Source organism: Gordonia sp. LUNF6 (assembly GCF_047041125.1).
Classification (GTDB): domain Bacteria; phylum Actinomycetota; class Actinomycetes; order Mycobacteriales; family Mycobacteriaceae; genus Gordonia; species Gordonia sihwensis.
The window spans coordinates 1,104,891-1,130,903 of the sequence record NZ_CP178181.1; the positions used below are offsets into that span (position 1 = coordinate 1,104,891).

At 67.7% G+C, this 26,013-nt stretch carries 26 protein-coding genes; 16 read left to right on the forward strand and 10 right to left on the reverse strand.

Annotated elements, in window-relative coordinates:
- Nucleotides 1–5: 5 nt before the first annotated feature.
- Entirely contained in the window at nt 6–1,226 is a 1,221-nt protein-coding gene (locus ACK8HH_RS05185) for an acetyl-CoA C-acetyltransferase (RefSeq protein WP_062367153.1), read from the reverse strand.
- Nucleotides 1,227–1,323: 97 nt separating this feature from the next.
- Between ACK8HH_RS05185 and ACK8HH_RS05190 the strand changes: the two genes are divergently transcribed.
- On the forward strand, nt 1,324–2,739 hold the full coding sequence (locus ACK8HH_RS05190) for a cystathionine beta-synthase (protein ID WP_006898058.1): 1,416 nt from the start codon (nt 1,324–1,326) through the stop codon (nt 2,737–2,739).
- Nucleotides 2,739–3,881, forward strand: coding sequence for a cystathionine gamma-synthase (locus tag ACK8HH_RS05195; RefSeq protein WP_006898057.1), 1,143 nt, complete (start codon nt 2,739–2,741; stop codon nt 3,879–3,881). The genes ACK8HH_RS05190 and ACK8HH_RS05195 overlap by 1 nt, the downstream gene beginning before the upstream one ends.
- Before the next feature lie 40 nt (nt 3,882–3,921).
- Here the strand turns inward: ACK8HH_RS05195 and ACK8HH_RS05200 are convergent, their stop codons facing one another.
- A complete protein-coding gene (locus ACK8HH_RS05200) occupies nt 3,922–4,425 on the reverse strand; it encodes an SRPBCC family protein (RefSeq protein WP_375002462.1) in 504 nt (167 codons plus the stop codon).
- Between the two features lie 622 nt (nt 4,426–5,047).
- Here ACK8HH_RS05200 and ACK8HH_RS05205 point away from each other — a divergent pair.
- The 3 genes from ACK8HH_RS05205 to ACK8HH_RS05215 all read left to right on the forward strand — a co-directional run bounded on the left by ACK8HH_RS05205 (nt 5,048) and on the right by ACK8HH_RS05215 (nt 7,233).
- On the forward strand, nt 5,048–6,070 hold the full coding sequence (locus ACK8HH_RS05205; protein WP_412475205.1) for an IS30 family transposase: 1,023 nt from the start codon (nt 5,048–5,050) through the stop codon (nt 6,068–6,070).
- A gap of 45 nt (nt 6,071–6,115) precedes the next feature.
- The gene (locus ACK8HH_RS05210) at nt 6,116–6,712 is read left to right on the forward strand and encodes a DUF3558 family protein (RefSeq protein ID WP_412475716.1); all 597 of its coding nucleotides are present in this window, start codon (nt 6,116–6,118) and stop codon (nt 6,710–6,712) included.
- An 89-nt stretch (nt 6,713–6,801) separates the two neighbouring features.
- Complete coding sequence (locus ACK8HH_RS05215; protein WP_006898053.1) at nt 6,802–7,233, forward strand: helix-turn-helix domain-containing protein; 432 nt, start codon at nt 6,802–6,804, stop codon at nt 7,231–7,233.
- A 73-nt stretch (nt 7,234–7,306) separates the two neighbouring features.
- Here the strand turns inward: ACK8HH_RS05215 and greA are convergent, their stop codons facing one another.
- The 3 genes from greA to ACK8HH_RS05230 form a co-directional block, all read right to left on the reverse strand.
- Complete coding sequence (gene greA / locus ACK8HH_RS05220; RefSeq protein WP_006898052.1) at nt 7,307–7,795, reverse strand: transcription elongation factor GreA; 489 nt, start codon at nt 7,793–7,795, stop codon at nt 7,307–7,309.
- A gap of 114 nt (nt 7,796–7,909) precedes the next feature.
- Nucleotides 7,910–8,659 carry a queuosine precursor transporter gene (locus ACK8HH_RS05225; RefSeq protein ID WP_375002460.1) on the reverse strand — a complete coding sequence of 250 codons (750 nt, stop codon included), beginning with the start codon at nt 8,657–8,659 and terminating at the stop codon, nt 7,910–7,912.
- Nucleotides 8,656–9,114, reverse strand: coding sequence for a DUF4307 domain-containing protein (locus ACK8HH_RS05230; protein WP_006898050.1), 459 nt, complete (start codon nt 9,112–9,114; stop codon nt 8,656–8,658). The genes ACK8HH_RS05225 and ACK8HH_RS05230 overlap by 4 nt, the downstream gene beginning before the upstream one ends.
- Before the next feature lie 79 nt (nt 9,115–9,193).
- Here ACK8HH_RS05230 and mca point away from each other — a divergent pair, with 79 nt between their 5' ends.
- The 4 genes from mca to ACK8HH_RS05250 all read left to right on the forward strand — a co-directional run bounded on the left by mca (nt 9,194) and on the right by ACK8HH_RS05250 (nt 13,766).
- Nucleotides 9,194–10,045: a mycothiol conjugate amidase Mca gene (gene mca, locus ACK8HH_RS05235; protein WP_045537340.1), complete on the forward strand. Its 852-nt coding sequence runs from the start codon at nt 9,194–9,196 to the stop codon at nt 10,043–10,045.
- Nucleotides 10,042–10,407 (forward strand): hypothetical protein, encoded by a 366-nt coding sequence (locus ACK8HH_RS05240; RefSeq protein WP_006898048.1) that lies wholly within the window; start codon nt 10,042–10,044, stop codon nt 10,405–10,407. The genes mca and ACK8HH_RS05240 overlap by 4 nt, the downstream gene beginning before the upstream one ends.
- Nucleotides 10,367–12,403, forward strand: a complete 2,037-nt coding sequence (locus ACK8HH_RS05245) for a thioredoxin domain-containing protein (protein ID WP_375002457.1) — start codon at nt 10,367–10,369, stop codon at nt 12,401–12,403. The genes ACK8HH_RS05240 and ACK8HH_RS05245 overlap by 41 nt, the downstream gene beginning before the upstream one ends.
- Nucleotides 12,404–12,674: 271 nt before the next feature.
- Nucleotides 12,675–13,766 carry a 3-deoxy-7-phosphoheptulonate synthase gene (locus ACK8HH_RS05250; protein ID WP_006898046.1) on the forward strand — a complete coding sequence of 364 codons (1,092 nt, stop codon included), beginning with the start codon at nt 12,675–12,677 and terminating at the stop codon, nt 13,764–13,766.
- A 105-nt stretch (nt 13,767–13,871) separates the two neighbouring features.
- Here ACK8HH_RS05250 and ACK8HH_RS05255 read toward each other — a convergent pair whose 3' ends face one another.
- The 3 genes from ACK8HH_RS05255 to trhA form a co-directional block, all read right to left on the reverse strand.
- Entirely contained in the window at nt 13,872–15,320 is a 1,449-nt protein-coding gene (locus ACK8HH_RS05255) for a PepSY-associated TM helix domain-containing protein (RefSeq protein WP_375002455.1), read from the reverse strand.
- A 70-nt stretch (nt 15,321–15,390) separates the two neighbouring features.
- The gene (locus ACK8HH_RS05260) at nt 15,391–15,891 is read right to left on the reverse strand and encodes a hypothetical protein (protein WP_006898044.1); all 501 of its coding nucleotides are present in this window, start codon (nt 15,889–15,891) and stop codon (nt 15,391–15,393) included.
- Between the two features lie 23 nt (nt 15,892–15,914).
- Entirely contained in the window at nt 15,915–16,601 is a 687-nt protein-coding gene (gene trhA / locus ACK8HH_RS05265) for a PAQR family membrane homeostasis protein TrhA (protein ID WP_062367143.1), read from the reverse strand.
- Between the two features lie 60 nt (nt 16,602–16,661).
- Between trhA and ACK8HH_RS05270 the strand changes: the two genes are divergently transcribed.
- Genes ACK8HH_RS05270 through ACK8HH_RS05280 form a run of 3 tightly spaced genes read left to right on the forward strand, consistent with a single transcriptional unit; the run spans nt 16,662 to nt 18,712 of the window.
- On the forward strand, nt 16,662–17,444 hold the full coding sequence (locus ACK8HH_RS05270) for an isoprenyl transferase (RefSeq protein WP_006898042.1): 783 nt from the start codon (nt 16,662–16,664) through the stop codon (nt 17,442–17,444).
- Between the two features lie 39 nt (nt 17,445–17,483).
- Entirely contained in the window at nt 17,484–18,227 is a 744-nt protein-coding gene (locus tag ACK8HH_RS05275) for an SDR family oxidoreductase (protein WP_375002452.1), read from the forward strand.
- On the forward strand, nt 18,227–18,712 hold the full coding sequence (locus tag ACK8HH_RS05280) for an aminoacyl-tRNA deacylase (RefSeq protein ID WP_062367179.1): 486 nt from the start codon (nt 18,227–18,229) through the stop codon (nt 18,710–18,712). Before ACK8HH_RS05275 ends, ACK8HH_RS05280 begins: the two co-directional genes overlap by 1 nt.
- 28 nt (nt 18,713–18,740) lie before the next feature.
- Here ACK8HH_RS05280 and coaA read toward each other — a convergent pair whose 3' ends face one another.
- Entirely contained in the window at nt 18,741–19,682 is a 942-nt protein-coding gene (coaA, locus tag ACK8HH_RS05285) for a type I pantothenate kinase (RefSeq protein WP_006898038.1), read from the reverse strand.
- A 70-nt stretch (nt 19,683–19,752) separates the two neighbouring features.
- Here coaA and ACK8HH_RS05290 point away from each other — a divergent pair, with 70 nt between their 5' ends.
- The 4 genes from ACK8HH_RS05290 to ACK8HH_RS05305 all read left to right on the forward strand — a co-directional run bounded on the left by ACK8HH_RS05290 (nt 19,753) and on the right by ACK8HH_RS05305 (nt 25,106).
- Entirely contained in the window at nt 19,753–20,979 is a 1,227-nt protein-coding gene (locus ACK8HH_RS05290; protein WP_375002449.1) for a DUF885 domain-containing protein, read from the forward strand.
- A 68-nt stretch (nt 20,980–21,047) separates the two neighbouring features.
- Nucleotides 21,048–22,343, forward strand: coding sequence for a serine hydroxymethyltransferase (gene glyA, locus ACK8HH_RS05295; protein WP_006898036.1), 1,296 nt, complete (start codon nt 21,048–21,050; stop codon nt 22,341–22,343).
- 90 nt (nt 22,344–22,433) lie between these two features.
- Nucleotides 22,434–23,303, forward strand: coding sequence for an acyl-ACP desaturase (locus tag ACK8HH_RS05300; protein WP_006898035.1), 870 nt, complete (start codon nt 22,434–22,436; stop codon nt 23,301–23,303).
- 498 nt (nt 23,304–23,801) lie between these two features.
- Nucleotides 23,802–25,106: a PhoH family protein gene (locus ACK8HH_RS05305; protein ID WP_006898034.1), complete on the forward strand. Its 1,305-nt coding sequence runs from the start codon at nt 23,802–23,804 to the stop codon at nt 25,104–25,106.
- A gap of 73 nt (nt 25,107–25,179) precedes the next feature.
- On the opposite strand, the gene ACK8HH_RS05310 is transcribed toward ACK8HH_RS05305, so the two are convergent.
- Nucleotides 25,180–26,010 (reverse strand): DUF559 domain-containing protein, encoded by an 831-nt coding sequence (locus ACK8HH_RS05310; protein WP_039868091.1) that lies wholly within the window; start codon nt 26,008–26,010, stop codon nt 25,180–25,182.
- Nucleotides 26,011–26,013: the final 3 nt, after the last annotated feature.

The window sequence follows — 26,013 nt, forward strand, 5'->3', positions numbered from 1 at the left end:
CGCCGTCAGAGACGCTCGAGCACCATCGCCATGCCCTGGCCACCGCCGACGCACATGGTCTCGATGCCGAACTGACCGTCGTAGGTGTTGAGGTTGTTCAGCAGGGTGGTGGTGATCCGGGCGCCGGTCATGCCGAACGGGTGACCCAGGGCGATCGCGCCGCCGGAGACGTTCAGCTTGTCATGGTCGATGCCGAGCTCGGCCGCCGAACCCAGGACCTGGACGGCGAATGCCTCGTTGATCTCGAACAGATCGATGTCGGAGATCGACATGCCTGCGACGCGGAGAACCTTGCGCACGGCCTCGATCGGGCCCAGCCCCATGATCTCGGGCGACAGGGCGGTGGCCGCGGTCGCGACGATGCGGGCCAGCGGCTTGAGACCGAGCGCCTTCGCTTTGTCATCGCTCATGACGACCAGCGCGGCGGCGCCGTCGTTCAGCGGGCACGCGTTGCCCGCCGTCACCGTGCCGTCCGGACGGAAGACCGGCTTGAGCTGCGAGATCTTCTCGTAGGTGGTGCCGGCGCGCGGGCCGTCGTCAGTGGTGACCTGGGTGCCGTCGGCCAGCGTGACCGGGTCGATCTCGCGGGCGAAGAAGCCGTCGTTGATGGCCTTCTCGGCACGGTTCTGGCTCAGGACGCCCCAGCGGTCCTGATCCTCGCGGGAGATGCCGGTGTACGAGGCGACGTTCTCGGCGGTCTCGCCCATCGCGATGTAGACGTCGGGGAGCAGCCCGTCCTCGCGGGGATCGTGCCACTTTCCCGCGCCGCCCTCGGAGGCCTTGGCCGTACGAGCGATGGCCTCGTCGAAGACCGGGTTCTTCGAGTTGGGTGCCCCGTCGGCGCCGCCGGAGACACCGAAGCTGGAGACGCTCTCGACGCCGCCGGAGATGAAGACGTCGCCCTCGCCGGCCTTGATGGCGTGGAACGCCATGCGAGTGGTCTGCAGCGACGACGAGCAGTAGCGGTTGACGGTGACGCCGGGGACGTGGTCGAGACCGAGCTCGACGGCGACCACGCGGCCGATGTTGTAGGCGCCCTGGCCACCGGGCTGACCGATGCCCATGTGGATGTCCTCGATGTCGGCGACGTCGAGTTCGGGAACCTTGGCGAGTGCGGCGGCGACCATCTGGCGAGCGAGCTCGTCCGGACGAACGTCCTTCAGAGAGCCCTTGCCGGCGCGGCCGATCGGGGAGCGTGCGGTGGAGACGATGACAGCTTCAGACATGTGCGCCACGTTACTCCAGGGCGTCACTGCGCATTTCGGACGATCCATTGACCGCCCGATCGGGCGGGGCGTGGTCGTAGATGGGACCATGGACGGTATGCGCATCGCCAATCACGTTGTAGACCTGGTCGGGAACACTCCGCTCGTCAAGCTCAACAAGGTCGTGCAGCCGGGGTCCGGCCTGGTCGCCGCCAAAGTCGAGTACCTCAACCCGGGCGGCAGTTCCAAGGACCGCATCGCCACCCGCATGATCGACGCGGCCGAGGAATCCGGCGAGCTCAAGCCCGGTGGCACCATCGTCGAGCCGACGTCGGGCAACACCGGTGTGGGTCTCGCGTTGGTCGCGCAGCAGCGCGGTTACAAATGCGTCTTCGTCTGCCCGGACAAGGTGGCCGAGGACAAGCGCAACGTGCTGCGCGCCTACGGTGCCGAGGTGGTCGTGTGCCCGACCGCCGTCCCGCCGGAGCACCCCGACAGCTACTACAACGTCTCCGATCGCCTCACCCGGGAGATCCCGGGAGCGTGGAAGCCGAACCAGTACGCGAATCCGAACGGCCCGCTGAGTCATTACGAGACCACCGGTCCGGAGATCTGGCGCGACACCGAGGGCAAGGTGACCCATTTCGTCGCAGGCGTCGGCACCGGCGGCACCATCACCGGAACCGGCCGCTACCTCAAGGAGGTCTCCGACGGGCGCGTGAAGGTGGTCGGCGTCGACCCCGAAGGCTCGGTCTATTCGGGTGGATCGGGGCGTCCGTACCTCGTCGAGGGCGTGGGCGAGGACTTCTGGCCGGACGCCTACGACCCCACCGTCCCCGACGAGATCGTCGCGGTGTCCGACGCCGACTCGTTCGAGATGACCCGGCGGCTGGCGCGTGAAGAGGGCCTGCTGGTCGGCGGCTCGTGCGGTATGGCGGTGGTGGCCGCGCTGAAGATCGCCGAGCGTGAGGGGCCGGACGCCGTGGTCGTGGTGCTGCTTCCGGACGGCGGTCGCGGCTACATGTCGAAGATCTTCAACGACGATTGGATGAGCAGCTACGGGTTCCTGCGCACGCCGCTCGACGGCACTCCGCGCACGGAATCGCGTGTCGGCGATGTGCTCCGAGGAAAGGGCGGCACGCTGCCTGATCTGGTGCACACGCATCCCCAGGAGACGCTCCGCGACGCGATCGAGATTCTTCGCGAGTTCGGCGTCTCGCAGATGCCGGTTGTCGGCGCCGAACCGCCCATCACCGCCGGCGAGGTCGCAGGCGCGGTGTCCGAGAGGGACCTGCTCAGCGCGGTCTTCGAGGGGCGCGCCAATCTGGCCGACCCGGTGTCGGCGCACATGGGCGAGGCGTTTCCGCTCATCGGTGCGGGCGAGCCCGTCTCGGCCGCGATGGAAGCTCTCAGCACCTCCGACGCGTTGATGGTGGTGGACGACGGCAAGCCGGTCGGCGTCATCACCCGGCACGACCTGCTCGCCTTCGCGAGCACGCACCCGATCGCCATCCGTCAGCAGGAGGAGAAGTAGTGTCCGAGCAGGGATTTTCGACCAAGGCAATTCACGCGGGCTGGGATCCGGATGAGCGCACCGGTGCGGTGAACGTGCCGATCTACGCGAGCTCCACGTTCGCGCAGGACGGGGTCGGCGGGATGCGCGACGGGTTCGAGTACGCGCGTACCGGCAACCCGACCCGACGGGTGCTGGAGGCCAATATCGCGGCCATCGAGGCCGGACGGTTCGGTCGCGGGTTCGCGTCGGGCATGGCGGCCACCGACGCGCTGCTGCGCGCCACGCTGCGTCCCGGCGACCACCTCGTGATCCCGAACGACGCGTACGGCGGCACCTTCCGGCTGATCGACAAGGTATTCACCGAGTGGGGTATCACCTACTCGGTGGCGCCGGTCGTCGACGTCGAGGCGATCCGTGCGGCGATCACCCCCGCGACCAAGCTCGTCTGGGTCGAGACGCCCACCAATCCGCTTCTCAACGTCGGCGACATCGCGGCTGTCGCCGAGGTCGCGCACGCGGCCGGCGCCAAGCTCGTCGTGGACAACACCTTCGCGACTCCGTACCTGCAGCAGCCGCTGACGCTCGGCGCCGATGCCGTCGTGCATTCGACGACCAAGTATCTCGGCGGACACTCGGACGTGGTCGGCGGAGCGATCGTCACCAACGACGAGCAGCTCGACTCCGACATCGCCTTCCTCCAGAACGGCGCGGGCGCAGTTCCGGGGCCCTTCGACGCCTACCTGACGATGCGAGGCATCAAGACACTCGCCGTGCGAATGGACCGGCACTGCGACAACGCCGAGAAGCTCGTCGAGTTCTTCTCGGCGCATCCGAAGATCGAGAAGGTGCTCTATCCGGGGCTGGCCGACCACCCGGGGCATGCGGTCGCGGCCAAGCAGATGCGGCGCTTCGGCGGCATGATCTCCGTTCAGCTGACCGGTGGTCGTGAGGCTGCGCTCGACTTCTGTGCGCGGACGAAGGTGTTCACCCTCGCCGAATCGCTCGGCGGCATCGAGTCGCTGATCGAGCATCCGGGAGCGATGACCCACGCGTCCACCGCCGGCTCTCTGCTCGAGGTGCCCGACAACCTCGTCCGACTGTCGGTCGGAATCGAGGACGCCGACGATCTTCTCGAGGACGTGCGCCAGGCGCTCGCGTAACGGGGACGACGCCGTGAGCCGTGGCGAACGGCTCGCGGTGTCAGCCGTTGAAGGTCGCGAAATGCTTGACGGTGTCGGTCTTCACCGTGCCGAAGGCGCCGTTGGCGATGGGACCGGACAGGAACGGCGGCAGCCCGGTGCCGCCGAGTTCCATCGCGAACTTCCAGACAAGGCGTGAGCCGTGCTCGGTCGGCGACACCTCGGTGTATTCGCCGAACTTCCTGAGTCCGGGGATGTTCGCCCGCACGCCGTGGAAGCCGTGTTTGTACGTCGACGTCTCGGAGTCCTCGTCCCACAGGAAGAAGTACTCGTCCATCTTCACGACGCCCGGGGCGAGTGCCACCGAGCGTGTGGTGCCCACGCCGTACGGCGCGGGCGATGTGTACGTGACCGAGTTCAGTGCACGGCACCAGTCCAGGGTGTTCTGGCGCGTGAACTCGGCCCACGCGGTCTCGGGAGCGACGGGGATGTGCACATCGATGGTGTACTTCATCGGCGCGGTGTCGAAGTAGAACTCGTCGAACGGTTGCAGGTCGTAGGCCATGGGTACGCAGTGTAGCCGTGCGCCGACACGCCGGTGCTGTTCTGGCTGGTCTCTTGACCAGCGAAAACGGTTGCTGGAAAAGAATTCTCGCGCAAAAGTGGAACCGATCGGGCGTTTGGTGCGTCTAATTCATGAACACGAAAACAGACTTGATGGCGAAGGGGATTCCGGAGCGGAGACCGTCTCGATTTGGGGGGTGACGGTCTCCGCTACGGAATGTCGTTCCATCGCGTCGGCGTACCGGAGGGCATAGTGAGCGAACTCGTCTACGTGCAGGAACTCTGGCGAAAACGGGCGGAGGTCGCGCAAGAGTGCGCCGATGAGTTGGGGGAGTTGGCGACGGCGCTCAACTACGTCCTGAGGGCGAACTACTTCGGCAGCGGGTGTGTCGAAGGGGATCTCCTATTCGACGCTCTGACTAGAGTCCTGCGTGGTGGCAGTAGATCACTTGCGCGTAGCTCTACCGATGCCGCGTCTCTCGCGACTGCCTCCGAGCATGCGATCGCGGAGATGGAGGCTGCTGATGCGGAGGAGAGGGCGGTGTCATACCGTCGTAGCAACACTGCAGGCCACGAGGGGTTGCGGGTAGCGCGGTAGGAGACCCTGGGTGGGGCTGGGACGGATGATGTTGACGGTGGCGGACCGGACGGAGATCGCGGTCGGACGGCGTGCGGGGATGACGGTCACGGCGATCGCCGAGCAGATCGGGCGCGACAAGTCGGTGGTGTCTCGCGAGATCAAACGCAATGCCACCAAGACGGGCGCGTATCAGGTGGTGCACGCCGACAAGCACGCCCGCGCACGGCGGGCCCGTCCGCAGACGAGGGCGATCGATGCTGACTCGGTGCTCGCCGACCGGGTACGGTCCGACCTGCGCAGGTCGCGGACGCCGCGCCAGATCGCGGGGAGGTTGAAGCTCGAGGCCCAAGACCCCACAGTGGATCCCATGACGGGTTCACCGAACGCGCAGGGCCGCCGCGTGTCACACGAGTCGATCTATCGGTGGATTTATGCTCTTCCGAAGGGAGAGTTGGCTGCTCAGGGCATCCTGTTGCAGTCCAAGCGCACCGCGCGTAAACCCCGCAAGTCAGTCGGTGAGCGGTCGGCGCGGATCGTGGGCATGGTCAGCATCGACGACCGCCCCGAGACCGCGGCCGATCGGCGGGTGCCGGGCTGGTGGGAAGGAGATCTGATCGTCGGGAAGGCCGGCCAGTCCGCGGCGGTGACCTTGGTCGAGCGCACCAGCCGGTACACGCTGATCCTGGGTCTGCCGGACGGGAAGAAAGCACCCGGCGTTGCTGATGTGCTGATCGATCACCTGCGAGGACTGCCGGAGTTCATGCGACAGGGCCTGACGTGGGATCAAGGCACCGAGATGGCCGAGCACGCCAGCGTCACCGTGGCCGCCGAGTTGCCGATCTACTTCGCTCATCCCCGCTCGCCATGGGAACGCCCGACGAATGAGAACACCAACGGCCTGATCCGCGAGTACCTGCCCAAGGGCACCGAAATCCCATCCGATCAGCTGTACCTCGAAGCGATCGCCCGCGAGCTCAACGAGCGGCCACGGCAGTGCCTGGGCTTCTACACTCCACGGGAAGTCTTCGAACGCCTACTGAAGGACAACGTTGCTTCCACGAGTTGACACCGCCGAGCATTGGCGAGTGAGATACGAAGCGTACTTCCATTGGTGCCTCTGGTCTTAGCCCTACTCGCAGGATGTGCGACCCATGAAGATGGACAGCCGGTAGTTCCTTCGGCGCTTAGCAGCAAAGTAAGGCAGGTCGATGATTCAGGACGCACGTTGCCTTTCCAGACGTCCCATTCGCGGCGATGGAACGGCGCGAACGACGGAACGGTATTCGAGCCATGCACAGCGGTCGGGCTCGAAGAACTTGCGCGATTGAGCATTGATCCAACGACGGCTACCGATGCGGCCGGGACTGACGGTCAGACGCTGAGGGGTTGTCGATGGCGGTACATCACGGGCAAACACAGTGGTTGGTCGATCGCACAGTTCGTTGGCAACTCCGCGAGTCTCGCAGCGGACAAAGCCAAGTTCCGTTCGGGGGATGACATTTGGCTGGCCGACCTCTCAATCAACGGACGGGTTGTCGGACTGCATCGCTCAGCACAACTCGCTGACTGCGATACGTACGTGCAGTCAGGTCGAGCAGGCGTCCACACCGTCGCAATGTACGTCGGGCCCACCCCGCCGCCGCCCTCCGAGATCTGCGACCGTGCACTGGCCTTCACTCGCGCGACGATCTCGAAAATGCCTTTGTGACAACCAATTTCGCCGCGTAGCCGCAGGTCACGGCACTCGCACACGGTGGTGTGCGGACATTCTGGTGTGCAGTCGTCAGATTGGTTGTTGTGCTGTCGGCCGACCGTGGATCCCTCGAGTGGGATACCTATGCGTTCGCGTTCGGTCATCGTCTGGTGACCGTCCGGAAGGCGCGCGGCCTGTCCCAGGAAGAGCTCGCGGAGCGGTGCGGGTTGCACCGAAACGCGGTATCGAATCTGGAGCGAGCGACCAGCAACAGCGCGTCGGGGATCGCCGACCCGCTGATGTCGACGGTGTACCGCCTCGCTCGGGCGCTCGACGTTCCACCGACCTATCTGATGCCCGGCGCTGATACGCGGCCGGGGATGCGGGCGGCCGAGCAGGAGACCAACCACGCGCTCTCCGACGTCGAGGCGGAGCTACTGAGGCTGCTGGCGGATGAGTTCGCGCAGTCGGACGAGACGACGCCCGACCGGCCTGATGAGCCCCGCCCAGACGACTTTCCGGGCCGGCGGTACTGACGTTCCCTCGGAGTGGGTCCAGACATGAGAAAGGGCCGATCCGCTGTGCGGATCGGCCCTTTCCGGCCTGAACTTACGGCTGGTACGGCTCTGCGCTGACCAGCGTCACACTGATCTCGGCGCCGCTGGGGACCGTGTACGTCCGAGTCTCTCCGACCTTCGCATCGATGAGAGCCGCGCCCAGCGGGGAGCTCGGCGAGTAGATCTCGATGTCGCCCGAACCCTCCTCGCGGGTGGCGATGAGGAAAGTCTCCTTGTCCGACTCGTCGCCGTCGTAGTAGACGGTCACGACCGAGCCGGGGAGCGCCACACCCGACTGCTTCGGGGCTTCGCCGACCTTCGCCTTGTTGAGCAGATCCTGCAGCTGGCGAATACGCGCTTCCTGCTGGCCCTGCTCCTCGCGCGCTGCGTGATAGCCGCCGTTCTCCTTGAGGTCGCCCTCTTCGCGGCGCTCGTTGATCTCGGCGGCAATGACCGGCCGATTCGCAATAAGCGAATCGAGCTCACCCTTCAAGCGCTCGTACGACTCCGGCGTCAACCAAGTCACACCCGCATCGGTCATTGTGGTCTCCTTTGCTGTCCGCTACTGGACGATCTGTCCGCTTGGACTGCTCTAAATGCAGCAACACGGCCCCTCGCGGAGCCGTGCACAGCCAATGATAGCAGCGCCTGTGTTCTAAGGCACATCCGAGGTGACTCGGCTAACATCGGCGAGCGCTTCGGCATAGCTCGGCTCGGCCCGCTTGAGGTAGCGGACCACGGCGTACGTGATCGGCATGACGACCACTTCCACCAGCGTCTTCCACACGAAACCGATGACGACGTAGTTGATGAAGTCCGACCACGTGCTGATTCCGATCGCCGTGGCGGCAATGGAACAGAACACGAGCGTGTCGAAGAACTCGCCGACCACGGTGGACCCGATCAGCCGGGCCCATAGGTGCCGCTCCCCGGCCCGCTCCTTCATCTTCACGAGCACGAAGGAATTCAGCAGCTCGCCGACGACGTAACCGGCGAGCCCGGCGGCGACGATCCGCGGAACCGTGCCGAGGACCGACTCGAACCCGGACTGGCCGTCGTAGAAGTCTGCGGCGGGCAGTTCGATCGCCACCCAGAAGCACAGGGACGCGAGGACGATCACAGCGAAACCGGAGGCGATGGTCCGGCGCATCGCGCGGAACCCGTAGACCTCGCTGATGACGTCGCCGATGACGTAGCTCAGCGGGAACAGGAAGAAGGCCCCGTCGGTCACCAGGCCGTTGACGTGAAGAGGGCCGAGGTCGAAGTGCAGCCAGTCGTCGAACAGGACGACGGCCTTGGTGGCGGCGATGTTGCTGATCAGCATGATGCCGACGAACAGCGCCGTCAGCGCCGGGTAGTACGGACTGGCGAGTTTGGCGAAGACCGCCTGCCCGGCGTGCGTCATGCGTTCGGGGAGAGGTAGGGGGGTACGTTGAGCGTGCAGCCGAACACCTCGCCGATCACCGGCGGCCGAGACGTCGCGACCTCGGTGCGGGCGCCGACCTGCACCTCGGTGCCCGCGGGGACCAGCACCTCGCGGCGGCCCACTTCGGCGCCGTCCTTGGCGCGCGCGCGGACGATGCAGACGACGGCGTCGTCCGGGCTGTTGCGGTTGACGGTGTACTGAACGGCGACGCGGTCGGACGAGAGGAGCTCGTAACCCGTCGCCTGTCCAGAGACGTCCGGATCGCCGAACTGACGGAAACCGAGGTATGCGATCCCGACACCCGCGACGACGACGAGCACGGCGAGCCCGTAGAACCAGCGGCGCTTGCTGCTCCGCGACCGATCTGCCGGATAGGTCGCCCGCGGGCCACTGCGCGGCTTCTGCTGGTCGGCGCCCCCGTCTGATGTGCTCACGCGTCAATACCTACCATGTTGGGTAGGAGCTAAGCGAAGGTGAGGAAGCGTGACCGAACGCGCGAACGGGCTGCGGCTCATGGCTGTGCACGCACATCCCGACGACGAGTCGAGCAAAGCGGCGGCGACTCTGGCCAAATACGCAGCGCAGGGGCACGAGGTGATGGTCGTCACCCTCACCGGCGGGGAGCGCGGCGACATCCTGAACCCGGCGATGGACCGCCCGGGAGTGATGGACAACATCACACAGATCCGGCGTGACGAGATGGCTGCCGCGGCCAAGGCGCTCGGCGTGCAGCACCGGTGGCTCGGCTTCGTCGACTCGGGTCTGCCCGAGGGCGACCCGCTGCCTCCGCTGCCGGAGGGATGCTTCGCGCTGGTACCGCTCGAGGAGGCCAACGAGCGTCTGGTGAAGGTGATCCGCGAGTTCCGTCCGCACGTGATCATCACCTACGACGAGAACGGCGGCTACCCGCATCCCGACCACATCAAGTGCCACGAGGTGTCGATGGCGGCGTGGGACTCGTCCGGTGATCCGGAACAGTTCCCCGAGGCCGGCGATCCGTGGACGCCGCTCAAGCTCTATTACACGCACGGTTTCATCCGCGATCGGATCCTCGCGTTCTCGGACGAGTTCGAGAAGGCCGGTCAGGAGAACCCGTTCAAGGAATGGCTCAGCAAGTGGCGCCGTAACCAAGGCGACATGATGGGCCGCGTCACCACCCAGGTGGAGTGCAGCGACTACTTCGTGCAGCGCGACGACGCACTCCGCGCACACGCGACGCAGATCGACCCCAACGGCTTCTTCTTCGCTGTCCCGCTGGAATGGCAGCAGCGACTGTGGCCGACCGAAGAATTCGAGCTGGCGCAGACCCGGGTGCACACAGACCTCCCGGAGAACGATCTCTTCGCCGGAATTGAGCAGCAATGAACGTCCTGTCCCTGTCCTCTGACGCGGTGATGCTACTGGCCGACGAGCCGGCGAAAGGCCCGGAATTCGGCAAGGCGTCGCCGATCGGCCTGCTGATCATCATCCTGCTGCTGATCGCCGTCTTCTTGCTGATCCGGTCGATGAACAAGCAGCTCAAGAAGCTGCCCGAGAGTTTCGACGCCGACAATCCTGCACCGGACCAGGCCTTCGACGACGGCACCGACCGAGTCGACGACCCGGCCGGGCTACCCGAGTCGACGACACCGGCCGAGGCCGAGAACGGCGCCGGTGACGGACACCGGAACAACACGGGCCACGACAATGGAGGCCAGAACAGTGGAGGATCCACAGACCGCGGATAGCGCTCGTAATCGGCTCGGTGAATCGTCGAGCCCCTATCTGCGCCAGCACGCCGCCAACCCGGTTCACTGGCAGGAGTGGGGTGAGGAGGCCTTCGACGAGGCGCGCCGCCGCGACGTCCCGGTGCTGCTGTCGGTGGGGTATGCCGCGTGCCACTGGTGTCACGTGATGGCGCACGAGACCTTCGAGAACGAGACGCTGGCCGCGCAGATGAACCGGGACTTCGTCTGCATCAAGGTGGACCGAGAAGAACGTCCCGACATCGACGCGATCTACATGGCCGCGACGGTCGCGATGACCGGCCAGGGCGGGTGGCCGATGACCTGCTTCCTGACACCCGACGCCGATCCGTTCTACTGCGGCACCTACTTTCCGCCCACGCCCCGCAACGGGCAGCCCGGATTCTCCGAGGTGATGGACGCGATCACCCGGACCTGGGATCACCGGCGCGACGAGGTGATCGTCGCAGGAACCAAGATCGCAGAACACCTGCGCGCCAACGCGGCCTCACTGCCGACCGGGCCGCCGCCGGACGCACAACTGCTCGCCGACGCGGTCCGCGCGATCTGTTCCGACGAGGATCCGCGCTCGTCCGGATTCGGCGCTGCGCCGAAGTTCCCGCCCACCGCCCTGCTGGAAGCACTGTTGCGCGCCGATGAACTGCTGGGTCTCGGCGAAGCAGGTGCCGTGGCCACGCGCACCGCCCACGCGATGGCGCGCGGAGGCATATACGACCAGCTAGCGGGCGGTTTCGCCCGCTATGCCGTCGACGCAGACTGGGTGGTTCCGCACTTCGAGAAGATGCTCTACGACAACGCTCTGCTGTTGCGCGCGTACGCCCATCTAGCGAGGCGCGGTGACGCGCTGGCGCTGCGGGTGGCGGAGGAGACCGCCGACTTCCTCGACGAGCACCTGTGGACCGGGTCGGGATTCGCCTCGTCGCTCGATGCCGACACCGAAGGCGTCGAAGGGCTCACCTACGTCTGGCGCCCCGGCGAACTCATCGACGTGCTCGGACCCGACGACGGCGCGTGGGCCGCGGCGCTGTTCACCGTGACCGATCGGGGGACGTTCGAGCAGGGGGCTTCCACGCTGCAGTTGCTCCGCGACCCGGGCGACCGGATCCGTTACGCCTCGGTGCGGTCGCGTCTGCGCGCCGCACGGGACCGGCGACCGCAGCCCGACCGGGACGACAAGGTGGTGACCGCGTGGAACGCGATGACGGTGACGGCTTTGGCCGAGGCCGGCGCCGCGCTGGCAAGACCGCGGTGGGTGGCGCGAGCCGCCGAATGCGCGCGGGTCCTCGCCGAGGTGCACTTGGTCGGGGACGAGTTGCGACGGTCGTCGCTCGACGGGACGCCGGCGGCGCCCCTCGGCGGTCTCGACGACTACGCGGCCTTCGCGACGGCGCTGCTGACGCTGCACCAGGTGACTGGTGAGATCGGCTGGCGCACAACGGCGTCGGCGGTCATCGAGAAGATGATCGAGGTCTTCGCCGACCCGGATTCGTTCGGCGCCTGGTACGACGCCCATCCGACCGGCCTGCTGCTCCGTCCGCGCGATCCGGTGGACGGGGCCACCCCGGCGGGTGCCTCGCTGGCCGCCGAGGCGTTGCTTCTGGCGTCGACTCTCGTCCCCTCCGTCGACGATGCCGCACGCTACGGGGAACTGCTCGACGCGACCCTGAGCCGCTCGGGACTCATTCTCGCCAAGGCGCCGCGCTCGGCCGGGCATTGGCTTTCGGTGGCGATCGCGCGAGTGGCCGGGCCCGTCCAGGTGGCGGTGGCTCAGTCCGCCGACAGCGCGGGCGAACTCGCCGCGCAGATCCGGCGCGGCGTGCCGGGCGGCGTGGTGGTGGTCGCCGGCGAACGGGATTCGCTGCCGCTGTTGGAGGATCGAGGACCGGTCGGCGGGTTGGACGCCGCCTACGTGTGCCGCGGAACCGTCTGCGATCTGCCCGCCGTCGACGCGGAGACCGTGCTGGCCGCGATCCCGTGACCCCCGACCGCCGATTTGGCGGCCGGGGAAGCGGTTGTGCTAGCCTCGGTCGCGTGATGCAGTCCGCACGCTATTGGCGTTTCTTTATCAAGGCTCCGGGTGGGGCCGAGATGAAGCGATAACGCGCGCACGCATCAACCTTCCCGGAGCCTGAGCAGTGACCTGATGGTCGCTGCTCTCGTCGTTTCGGGAGTATCTCAGAGCGCCTCAGGCGTGAATCCGGAAGCGGCGGACCAGCCCGATTCGCGGATGACACCTGAAAGGCATTTCCTTGACTACCACCACCGACGCCGCAACCACCGACAGTGGGCAGAGTTCGTCCACCTCCGACCGGCGGGTGACGGCGTTCTCGCCGATCCCGTCTCCGGAGGCTCTCCGCAGTGAGCTTCCGCTGACCGCGCGTCGCGCCGAAGCCGTGCAGCGCGATCGGGAGGAGATCGCGGCGATCCTCGCCGGCCACGACGATCGGATGATCGTGGTGGTGGGGCCCTGCTCGGTCCACGATCCGGTCGCCGCGCTCGACTACGCCCGTCGCCTCGCGCCGCTCGCCGAGCAGTACCGCGACGCGCTGAAGATCGTGATGCGCGTGTACTTCGAGAAGCCGCGCACCACCGTGGGATGGAAGGGACTGATCAACGATCCCGGGATGGACGGATCGTTCGACGTCGAGCGCGGACTGCGGACGGCCCGCGCGCTGCTGCTCGACGTCATCGATCTGGGACTGCCGGTGGGCTGCGAATTCCTCGAGCCGACCAGCCCGCAGTACATCGCGGACACCGTCGCCTGGGGCGCGATCGGCGCTCGCACCACCGAATCGCAGGTGCATCGCCAGCTGGTGTCGGGACTGTCGATGCCGGTCGGTTTCAAGAACGGGACCGACGGCAACGTCCAGGTCGCGATCGACGGCGTCAAGGCCGCGGCGGCCGAACACGTCTTCTTCGGGGTCGACGACTTCGGTCGCGGCGCCGTTGTCCACACCTCGGGCAACGAGGACTGCCACATCATCCTGCGCGGTGGCACGCCCGGCCCGAATTACGACGCGGCTTCGGTGGACTCCGCGGTTCAGACTCTCGCGGAGGCCGGTCTGTCGCCGAAGGTGATGGTCGACTGCTCTCATGCGAACTCGGGCAAGGATCACGAGCGGCAGGCGGAGGTCGCGGTGGAGGTCGCGGAGATGTTCGCCGCGGCTCGTCGTGCGGGCGAGGACCAGGTGCTCTCGGGTGTGATGCTGGAGAGCTTCCTGGTGCCGGGAGCGCAGTCGCTCGGCGGCGACCTGGTGTACGGGCAGTCGGTCACCGACAAGTGCATGGGATGGGACGCGTCGGCCGAAGTGCTCGCCCGGTTGGCGCGCGCCGCGCGGTAGGGGTGCCGAGCGGCACCCCTACCCTCAGCGGCGACTACCCGGAGCGGGGTACGGGCGCGCCATGCCTCGCCGCCTTTCGCCCGTTCCGGGTAGACGGAGAATCAGCTATGCGGCTGATTCGAGACCGCGTGTGCGGACGGCGCCGATCACTGTGTCGACCACCAGGAATGCCAGCAGTGGCCAGCCGAGCAGCGGGATGAACCAACCGATGGCCACCGCTGCCACCGCGATCGCGAGCGTGAGGGGCAACGGGAGCTCCCGCAACGCGCCACGTGCCGGGGGCGCACCGATCCGGCGGGTGCGCGACCGCCGCTGCCACCACGACCGGTAACCGAGCACGATCGCGACGATGAGCGCGATCATCACCGCGAACAGCAGGAGCTGATTGGCCAGGCCGAACAGCAGCCCCATGTGCAGCTGGATGCCCCACGCGGACAACTTGGCGGCCAGCGGCCAGTCGGAGAAGTCGTTGACGTCGACCACGGCGTCGCGCGACGGATCGACGGCGATGGAGCTGGTCGACATCCGCCACGGGACGCGATTCTGGGCCACGACGAAGGCTGTCGAGGCGTTGTCGGGGATCGTCACCTCCACCGGCCCGCCGATGCCGTTGGCGCGCGCGATAGCGATGGCGCCGTCGATTCCCGCGACCTCGTCGGCCGAGGACATGGCACCGGACATGGAGCCCGATCCGCTCATCTGATGATCGGCGTGCTCGCCTCCGGCGGCCTGCGGTGTGCCGGTGAGGGACGAGTCGACGGTCGGAGTGGTCCAATTCAGCGCCGACCGCAGCTCGGTGACGTGTTCGCCCGCGTAGGTCGACCAGGTGAGGCCGGTGGCCGACAGGAACAGCAGCGCCACGGCGATCCAGGTGCCGATGACGCCGTGTCTGCTGATGGTTCGGCCTCGGCCGCGCATGCGGGGAAGGCCGCGCAGCATGGAACCACTGCCGGTCGCACGGCGGCGCTTGCGGACCTGGACCGCCCACATGACCAGACCGCCGAGCGCGACGACCCACAGCCACGACGCGGCCAGCTCGGAGTACATCCTGCCCGGTTCGCCGAGGTGCAGACTGCGGTGGAGTTGGTCGATCCACGTACGGACCGGGAGCGCGCCGGACGACCCGTACGACGCGAGCTGGCCGAGCGACTCACCGGTCACCGGGTCGATGAAGACGGCGAGTCGCTCCGACTCGCCGAGCGACGGGTCGGAGAAGAGCACGCGAGTGGTGGCACCGGGTTCGGTGGCCGGCTGCACCGCCGTGACCTGGAGATCGGGGCGTACGGCCTGGGCGGCGCGGACCTGCTCGGCGACCGACTTGGCCGGACCGGACGAGTCCGTGTGCAGTTGGTGCCGGTAGATCAACTGCTCGGCCGACGGGGAGACGGCGTAGAGAGCGCCGGTGACGGCGGCGATGAGCAGGAACGGAGCGATCAGCACGCCGGCGTAGAAGTGCAGTCGCTGAACGAGGCGGATGAGGGTCGCGCGGGTGGATGCGGGTCTCGGCGGCGAGTCCGGAGTTTCCGGGGTCGCCGAAGACAGAGTGGTGGACAACGGTGTGCCTTTCGGTCAAGCAGAAGTCATCGCGCGCCGTCGACGGCACGCGATGTGATGACGTGGGTTGCTAGACCGAAAAGGGCGGGCCTCGGCGTCCGACGGCGCCGAGGAAGACGAGCGCGGCCGGTGCGGCTTGCGGGGGAGCGGGAACGACGACGGCGGCGTAGCCGGTCCGGGGCCGCAGCCGCAGACTGCTCGCGCGAACGGCGAGCGCAGAGACGGCCCGCACCAGGATCTCGGCTCCGCACAGCAGCAGCAGTGCGGCTATGGTGCCCGCGGTGTGCATGACGGCCATCGGCGCGGTGAACAGGTCATGGTGATGACCCGAGGTGAGCACGAGCAGCAGGTGGACCAGTGCCTGGCCGGCCACGAGTGCGGGCAGTGCCCGAACGCTGGGCGCGGCGCGGACGCCGATGCCCACGGCCACCGCGGCCGCTCCGACCATCAGAAGTACCGACGTCTCGGGGAGCATGCCCTGCGCGGTCGCGTGGGCGAGCACGCCGGTGACGGCGGACGTTCCGCCGACCACTGCGCCACGCAGGCGCGAGAGGCGGATCGGCGTGTTCACCCGCTCAGATTAGCCCGGCGGCCTCAGCCGATCACCACCAGCCAGACGGCGATGTAGTGCAGGGTCGCTGCGATGGCGGTACAGGCGTGGAACACCTCATGATGGCCGAATACTCCGGGCCAGGGTTCGGGCCAGCGCAGGGCGTAGAGAACGCCGCCGAGGCTGTAGAACACGCCGCCGACGGCGAGCAGCACGATGACCGCGACGCCGGTGTTGTGGACCAGCATCGGCGAGACTGCGATGATCACCCACCCGAGCACGATGTAGAGCACCACTCCCAGCCAGCGCGGCGAGGCGGGCCAGATCATCTTGAGAGCCACTCCGACGACGGCGCCGGCCCACACGACGCCCAGCACCCACCAGCGTGTCGGCGAATCGAGACCCATCACGCAGAACGGGCTGTAGGTGCCGGCGATGAAGACGAAGATCATCGAATGGTCGGCGCGTTTCATGGCGATCCTCGCCCTGGGGGTCCGCCAGTCGATCCGGTGGTACACGCTGCTGGTGCCGAACAGCCCGCAGATGGTGATCACGTACACGACCACTGCCACCACCGCGGGGGCGCTCCGGTGCATCGCCGTGCCGACGATCAGCACGACGCCGACGGCCGCCGCGACGAAGGCGGCGTACGTGTGGATGACTCCGCGCAGCACGGGCTTGACCCCGGCGGCGGGGCCTGCGGGCCTGGTAGGCGTCGAGGAGTCCGTCATGAAACCTACGGTACCGTAAGTTTCGCTCCGGTAACTTACCGGCGGAGTAGGATCACGGCTGTGAAACTGCTCCCAGACCGGCTACGCGGAGGCATGCTGCGCGTCTACGAGCATCGGCTTGTACAGCTGATGGATCCCGAGCGCATTCCGCGGCACGTGGCGATCATCTGCGACGGCAACCGGCGGTGGGCGCGGGAAGCCGGCTTCGAGGACGTCAGCCACGGGCACCGGGTGGGCGCACAGCGCATCGCCGACATGCTCGGGTGGTGCTCGGAACTGGGCATCGAAGCGGTCACCATCTACCTGCTCTCGACCGAGAACCTCACGCGCGACTCGGACGAGCTCGATGCGCTCATGGAGATAGTCCCCGACATCGTGGACGAGATCTCCGACGTCGACGCCGACTGGCGCGTCCGGATCGTCGGAAACCTCGATCAGCTCCCGACCGCGGTCGCCCAACGGCTGCGCGAGGCGTCCGATCGCACCGAGGGCGCGGCCGACATGACCGTGAACGTGGCCGTCGGCTACGGCGGACGGCAGGAGATCGTCGACGCGGTACAGCAATTGCTGATCGAGGCCCTGGCGGCGGGCGCGTCCTCCGAGGAACTGGTGGACGCGGTGACCGTCGAGGGCATCGACTCCCACCTCTACACCAGTGGGACGCCCGATCCGGACCTGGTGATCCGGACTTCGGGCGAGCAGCGCCTCAGCGGATTTCTGCTCTGGCAGTCCGCGTACTCGGAGATCTGGTTCACCGACGCCTACTGGCCTGAGTTCCGGCGCGTCGACTTCCTGCGCGCCTTGCGGGACTACACGGCACGTAACCGCCGCTTCGGCAAATGAAGTCGATCGGCGGCGAGAATCCACGAGAGGGTTGAGAGCATGCGAGTCACCGTCGTCGGCGCCAGCGGGGAGTTCGGTTCGGTGCTCAGCGACATACTGCAACGCCGCGGTGCGCAGGTGACCCGAGCGCATCGGGCGACCGGCGTGGACGCGGTCACCGGTTCGGGCCTGGCGCAGGCGTGCGAGGGCGCCGACGTCGTGGTCGACGCCACCAGCCTGCTGTCCCGAAGCGCTGACGAATCCGTGCGATTCTTCGGTGCCGTGGCCCGGAACATCTCGATCGCCGCGGAGGCTGCGGGCGCGGCAGTGGTGTTCCTGTCGATCTACGGTGCGTCCGACCCGGTCGTCAACAGGAAGATGGGGCACTACCGCGGCAAGGCGGAGCAGGAGACGGTGTACGCCGAGACCCTCGGCGGCACGGCCACCGCGGTGCTGTCGACGCAGTGGTACTCACTGGCGCAGAAGTTCCTCTCGATGCTCACCTTCGGTCCGATCGGTGCAGCACCCCGGATGCTCAGCCGTCCCGCGGCGGTCGAGGATGTGGCCGAGGTGTTCGCCGACGTCGTGCTGGACACTGCGCGACCGGCCCGTGTGACGGTGGCCGGACCGGCCGTCATGGATCTGGCCGACGCCGCCAAAGCGATAGCCGCGCAGAAGGGTTCGCCGAGATTCGTGTTCGGCGTCAACTACGGCGGACCCGGTCTGCGCTCGGGCGGCCTGGTCCCGGACCACCCGGATGCGATCACCGAGACGACTTTCGATCAGTGGCTGGCGAGGCGCTGATGGCAGCGGCGACGCCGGCCATCGCGGCGCTGGAGCGCGCGGGCCTGCCCTTCGAGGTCCACCGGTACAAACACGACCGCCGACGCGGCGACTACGGCGACGAGGCGGTCGCCGTCACGGTGTCGACCCTCGGCGTCGACGCCGCGCAGATCCTCAAGACCCTGGTGGTGGACCTCGGCGGCGAACTCGGTGTGGCGATCCTGCCGGTGCCGGAGAAACTGTCGTTGAAGGCGGTGGCCAAGGCGTTCGGAGCGCCGAAGGCGGAGATGGCGCAGGCGGCGAGAGTGACCCGCTCCACCGGCTACGTCCTCGGCGGTGTGTCGCCGCTGGGCCAGAAGACCGCGCTGCGGACCGTCGTCGACGAGTCTGCGCTGCAATGGGATTCGGTGCTGTGCAGCGGGGGCCGCCGCGGCCTGGAGATCCGGCTGGCTCCCGCCGACCTGGTGACCGCGACGAACGCGGAGATCGCGCCGATCACGGCCTGAGGCCGCGCTCGTCGGCATCGGGCCGGCGTCAGAGTTTGCGCAGCCGCACCCGGTTGATCGCGTGGTTGCCGTCTTTGCGCAGCACGAGGGTGGCCCGCGGTCGCGTCGGCAGGATGTTCTCGATCAGGTTCGGGCGGTTGATGGAGGTCCAGATGTCGCGCGCCGCGATCGTCGCCTGCTCGTCGGTCAGCGACGAGTAGTAGTGGAAATGCGACTCGGGGTCGGCGAACGAACCGGTGCGCATCTGCAGGAATCGGGAGATGTACCACTTCTCGATGTCGGAGGTCTTCGCGTCGACGTAGATCGAGAAGTCGAACAGATCCGAGACGGTCAGGGTGGGACCGGTCTGGAGGACGTTGAGGCCCTCGACGATCAGGATGTCGGGCTGGCGCACCGAGTGCACCACGCCGGGCACGATGTCGTAACTGACGTGGTCGTAGACCGGTGCCGTGACCTCGGGCGTGCCCGACTTCACCTCGGTCACGAAGCGCAGCAGCGCGCGGCGGTCGTACGACTCGGGAAAGCCCTTGCGGTGCATGATGCCCCGCCGCTCCAACTCCGCCGTCGGCAGTAGGAATCCGTCGGTGGTGACGAGGTCGACCTTCGGGTGGGTCTCCCACCGCGACAGCAGCGTCGCCAGGACGCGGGCGGTGGTCGACTTGCCGACGGCCACCGAACCGGCGATGCCGATCACGAAGGGCACCTGTCGATTCCGCTGACGTTCGCCGAGGAAGGTCGACGTCGCCGCGAACAGTCGCTGTCTGGCCTCCACCTGCAGGTGGATCAACCGGGACAGCGGAAGGTAGACCTCAGCGACCTCGTTGAGATCGACTTGCTCACCGAGGCCGACGAGTTTGTCGAGTTCAGACTCGTTCAGCACCATGGGCATCGACTGCCGCAGCTCACGCCACTGCTTGCGGTCGAGTTCCAGGTACAGGCCGGGGTCGCGGTCGTGGGATAGACGCGCCATGGAGGGTAAGGCTACAGGGACGCCGATGTCGCGGAGACGATAGCCGGGCGTCGCCGGTAGCGTTGGTCACATGACAGGTGGCATGTCCGCGGATCCGGTGACCGAGTACCTGCGGCTGGGGCTGGCGTTCGACCGCCTCGAAGAGGGATTCGTCGACGCCTACACCGGTGATCCCGCATTGCGCGTGGAGGTCGAGAACGCGCCCGCGCCGCACCCGGCCGGGCTGGCGGACCGCGCCCGCGCGCTGCAGCGCGAGTTGCCGGCCGGTCTGCCCGCCGAACGGGCCGAGTTCGTCGGGGCCCACTTGCGTGCACTCGAGTGCTCGGCCCGCAAGTTCGCGGGCGAGGAGGTCGGGTTCGTCGACGAGGTCCAGGCGTACTTCGACGTCCGGATCGAGCCCGGCGACGAGGCCGTCTACCGCGAGGCCCACGCCGGGATGGCCGAGGCGCTCGGGGTGCCGGGGGCGACCGGCGACCGGCTCCGCGAGGCGTACGCCGCCTACCGTCGGGCCGACGAGATCCCGGCCGCCGCGGTGGCGCAACTGATCGCGGAGTTCTCGGGCAGTCTGCGCGAGACGGTGCGCACCGCCTTCCCGCTGCCGGATGCGGAGACCGTCGAGTTCGAAGTGGTCGGCGACAAACCGTGGTCGGGCTTCAACTACTACCTGGGCGGTTACCGTTCCAAGGTCGCGGTGAACACCGATCTGCCGCAGTACATGTCCTCATTGCCGGGGCTGATCGCTCACGAGGCCTACCCGGGACACCACACCGAGCACTGCCGCAAGGAACAGGGTCTGGTCGGATCGGGACAACTCGAACACACCGTGTTCCTGGTCAACACGCCCCAGTGTCTGATGGCCGAGGGGCTCGCCGACCACGCGCTCGCGGCGGCCAAGGGCACCGGGTGGCACGAGTGGGCCGCGGAGATCTACGCCGACTTCGGGCTGCGTTTCGACCCCGAGCGGGCGCGCGCGGTCGGGGCCGCGGCCGCCGGTCTGATCCGGGTGCGTCAGGACGCGGCCCTGGCGCTGCACGATCGCGGCGACGACATCGACGATGTCGCGGCCTTCCTCCAGCGCTGGCTGCTCGTGGCTCCTGACCGGGCCCGCCAGATGCTCCGGTTCCTCACCTCGCCGCTCTGGCGCGCGTACATCTCCACCTACGTCGAGGGCTACGCCTTGCTCGAGACCTGGCTCGATCGGGCCGGCCCCTCGGGTCCGGAACGTCTGGCACGGTTCGGCCGACTGCTGGACGAGCCGCTGATCCCGGCGTCGCTGCGCAGGGAACTCGCCGCGTAGCGGGCCGCCGGTTCGCCCGTGAACCCGACGCGGTGGAGAGCGGAGACACGCAGGTAGAATCGGGCGCCATGAGCCTGTTTTCGCAGTCCCTTGCCGACCTGGATCCCGATGTAGCCGCCGCCATGAACGGCGAGTTGTCGCGTCAGCGCGACACCCTGGAGATGATCGCGTCGGAGAACTTCGTTCCCCGGGCCGTCCTGCAGGCGCAGGGCAGCGTGCTGACCAACAAGTACGCCGAGGGCTACCCGGGACGCCGCTACTACGGCGGCTGCGAACACGTGGACGTGATCGAGGACATCGCCCGCGACCGCGCCAAGGCTCTCTTCGGCGCCGATTTCGCCAACGTCCAGCCGCACGCGGGTGCGCAGGCGAATGCCGCGGTGCTGCAGGCTCTCATGGAACCGGGGGAGACGCTCCTCGGACTCGATCTGGCGCACGGCGGCCACCTGACCCACGGCATGCGGCTCAACTTCTCCGGCAAGCTCTACGAGAACGCCTTCTACGGCGTCAGCAAAGAGGACTTCCGCGTCGACATGGACGAGGTGCGCAAGATCGCGCTCGACACCCGTCCGAAGGTGATCGTCGCCGGATGGTCGGCGTACCCGCGCACCCTCGACTTCGCCGCGTTCCGCGAGATCGCGGATGAGGTCGGCGCACACCTCTGGGTCGACATGGCGCACTTCGCCGGTCTGGTCGCGGCCGGGCTGCACCCGAGCCCGGTGCCGCACGCCGACGTCGTCTCCACCACCGTCCACAAGACTCTCGGCGGTCCGCGCTCGGGCATGATCCTCGCCAAGCAGGAGTGGGCCAAGAAGCTCAACTCCGCGGTGTTCCCCGGCCAGCAGGGCGGACCGCTGATGCACGTCATCGCGGCCAAGGCCGTCGCGCTGAAGATCGCCGCGAGCGAGGAGTTCGCCGAGCGCCAGCGCCGCACCCTGTCGGGCGCCAAGATCCTCGCCGAGCGCCTGACGGCCGACGACGTGACCAAGGCCGGCGTCTCGGTCCTGACCGGCGGCACCGACGTCCACCTCGTGCTGGTGGATCTGCGCAACTCCGACCTCGACGGCCAGCAGGCCGAGGATCTGCTGCACGAGGTCGGCATCACGGTCAACCGCAATGCCGTGCCGTTCGACCCCCGCCCGCCGATGGTGACCTCCGGGCTGCGCATCGGCACCCCGGCGCTCGCGACGCGCGGATTCGGCGACGCCGAGTTCACCGAGGTCGCCGACATCATCGGCACCGCGCTCGCCGCGGGCAAGGGCGCCGACGTCTCGGCCCTTCGTGCACGCGTCAGCAAGCTCGCTCTCGATCTGCCTCTGTACGAGGGCCTCGAGGACTGGGGTCTGATGAGCGCGCAGGCCTGATCCGAGCCGAAATCCAGGCGACGCCGGTCCCGTAGCGGCCGGCGTCGACCTGGTTTCGGTGGGGGCCGTCCGTCGTTTAGGGTGGGTGTCGTGGCTGTACTGAGCAATGACGAGTTGATCAACGCGCTGGAGAAGGCGCTCCCGGAGATCGCGGAGGAGCACGCCGAAGGTGCCATCTCGTGGACGCCGTCGGATTGGATCCCCTGGGACCTGGGCCGCAACTTCGCCTTCCTGGGCGGTGACGACTACGTGCCGTCCGATTCCACGCTGCCCGAGACCGCCGCGGCCGGACTCCAGGCGCTGCTGCTCACCAAGGACAATCTGCCCTCGTTCCATCGCGTCCTCGCGATGCACTTCCCCGCGTTCTCCGATTGGCGACAGCTGGTCGGCGTGTGGACCGCCGAGGACAATCGTCACTCGATCGTCCTGCGCGACTACCTGGTGGTGACCCGGGCGGTGGATCCGGTGGAGGCCGAGAACCGTCGTCGCATCCATGTGGTCGCCGGCTGGCGGCAGTCGCCCGAGGCCATCGAGAACCTTGGACCGATGGACGTCCTGGCCCTGCTCGCGGTCCACGAGAACCAGTGCGTCACGTTCATCGAGAAGCTGCTGGGCTACGTCGACGACGAGAACCTGACTCAGATCCTGACCAAGATCCAGACCGACGACGCCGTGCAGGCCGCGACGTTCCAGGCCTTCCTGATGGCGGGCGTGGTAGCGGACCAGGAGTCCACCGTCCTGGCCGTCGACAAGGCGCTCGCCGGGATCGAGCACATCGGTTCCGACATCGCCGACTTCGACGCGCAGCGCGATTTCATCTCGGACTTCGAAGACGTCTCGACCGACGCCGCGATCGCGGCGAAGCTGGCCTCGGAGCTCAAGCTGGAGAGCCTTCAGGAGCTCAGCGCCGAGGCCGAGTCCGCGCGTGCCCGGATTCTCGCGAAGGCTGCCGGGCACTGACTCCCTGCAGGCCCCGGAATCGGGTCCGGGAGATCGTCGTTCCCGGCCCGAGCCGATTCACAGACACCCGCGTCCGTAAGGCTTCGCGCGGCGAACCGCCCCGCACCTCCCGGCGGCGGTCGATCCACCATTGGTGACCGGTCGACGGGCGCGACGCCCGTCGACCGCTGTCGTGGTGCTGAAGTTGCCGCTGATCCGTGGTGTGACGAGAGATCGCTCGGCGTCGTCGTTCGGTAACTCAACCTTCACCGACGCGCCGACTGCGCTTGGCCACTCGGAGATGTGACGCAGCGTACGTTGGGCCTTAACGGGCCGCGGGGAAGCGGTTCGTTCGGGAGGTTCGATTCGTGAACGACACAGGTGTCACGAGAGGGCCGGCCCCGGCTCTCGCCGACTTCGGTTGACCGCCGGCAGGTGGAGATCGAGCAGGCACGAGCCGACCGGCTGCTCAGACAAACTCGTTCCGTGCGGGGCTGCACGGGCGACTAGGAGTCCGACGTGACCGTTCGCACCTACGTCCTCGATACCTCCGTCCTGCTGTCCGACCCGTGGGCGGTGACCCGCTTCGCGGAGCATCACGTAGTGCTCCCGCTGGTCGTCATCAGCGAACTCGAGGGCAAACGCCACCACAGCGAACTCGGCTGGTTCGCGCGTCAGGCACTTCGCCTGCTCGACGACCTGCGAGTCAGACACGAACGTCTCGATCTGCCGATCTCGATCGGCGACGAGGGCGGAACCGTGCAGGTGGAGCTCAACCACACCGACCCGACGGTCCTGCCCGCCGGTTTCCGCAACGACACGAACGACTCGCGGATCCTGGCCTGCGCGCTCAATCTGCGTGCGGAGGGCCGCGACGTCACGCTGGTCTCGAAGGACACCCCGCTGCGCGTCAAGGCGGGCGCGGTCGGCCTCGCCGCCGACGAGTACCACGCCCAGGACGTGGTGGTCTCGGGATGGACCGGAATGGACGAGATCGACGTCGCCGACACGGCGATCGACGCCCTGTTCGCCGACGGGCTGATCGATCTCGACGAGGCGCGGGAACTGCCCTGCCACACGGGCGTGCGGATGGTCGGCAACGGGCAGAGTGCGCTGGGCCGCGTCACCGAGACCAAACAGGTACAGCTCGTCCGCGGCGACCGCGAGGCGTTCGGCCTGCGCGGCCGGTCGGCGGAACAGCGCGTGGCGCTCGACCTGCTGCTCGACGAATCCGTCGGGATCGTCTCCCTGGGCGGCAAGGCCGGCACCGGCAAGTCGGCGCTGGCCCTGTGCGCGGGTCTGGAGGCGGTGCTCGAGCGTCGCACTCAGCGCAAAGTGGTCGTCTTTCGCCCGCTGTACGCGGTCGGCGGTCAGCAACTGGGCTACCTGCCCGGAGGCGAGGCCGAGAAGATGGGGCCGTGGGCGCAGGCCGTCTTCGACACGCTGGAGGGACTGGTGTCGACCGAGGTGGTCGACGAGGTCCTGTCGAGGGGCATGCTCGAGGTTCTGCCGCTGACGCACATCCGCGGACGGTCGCTGCACGATTCCTTCGTGATCGTCGACGAAGCGCAGTCGCTCGAGCGCAACGTGCTGCTCACGGTGCTCTCGCGGCTCGGGTCGGGGTCGCGCGTGGTGCTGACGCACGATGTCGCGCAGCGCGACAACCTGCGCGTCGGCCGCCATGACGGTGTCGCCGCGGTGATCGAGAAGCTCAAGGGCCATCCGCTGTTCGCACACGTGACCCTCACCAGGAGCGAGCGGTCGCCGATCGCAGCGCTGGTGACCGACATGCTGGAGGAGTTCGCGCCGGGCGCCGGGGTGTGACTCCTGGCTCGCGCACAGCATTGACCGATTCGGCGGCTTCCGGCCGAGAAGTTCGGGCGACACGCGTGAGCGGTCAATGCTGTGCGCGCTGCGCCGGACGCATGTGAGTGCCGTTGCGGACGGCCCGGATGATCTTCGCGAGGGTTGCCGTCCATCGGAAGACGATGTCGTCGTAGGTGAAGCGGAGCGTGTGATAGCCGAGGTCGAAGGCGGTCGCGTCGCGCGTCCGGTCGGACTGGAAGTGCGGCCGGTCGCCGTGGATCTCCCAGCCGTCGATCTCGATGATCAGGTAGTCGCCGATGAGGAGGTCGACCCGGCCGACTCCGTCGATCTTCACCTGCGTTCGCACGGGGACGCGGTGAGTGCGCAGTCGTCGGCGAGCCATCGACTCCGGGCCTGACTCGGCGTTCGGATCGCACTCATCGATCAGCAGTCGGACGGACTTCGGAGCGTCGCGGAACAGGTACTCGAGCTCCTCGATGTGCATCAGTCGCAGGTTCAGCACCGAATCGCAAACGACCACAAATCCCTCCGCATCGAGGCAGCGAGCCGCGTGTCGCAGTGCGGTCGGGAGGTCGTCGACTGCGTCGGCCTCCGGAACGGGCCGCCCGAACTGCCTGCAGAACGGTCCTCGAAGGTGCTGCACCGCCCACGAGTTGCCGCGGACGTGGAGCCGGTCGTCGGCGGGAACCCAGACGCCGTGGCGTCTGAGGGCCGACATGCAACTCACTACACCGCCGCGGCGGACCGCGGCGACGTCGTCACTGCGCGCCTCACCGATTCGGTACCAGCCCCGACGGAGCTGTTCGGCGTGGCCGCGCCGGATCAGGTCGTTCAAGCGGGCGCGGCCGATCATCCGTTCGATCTCTCGGTACGGGTACACCCCGGATCTGATCGCGTTCATGCG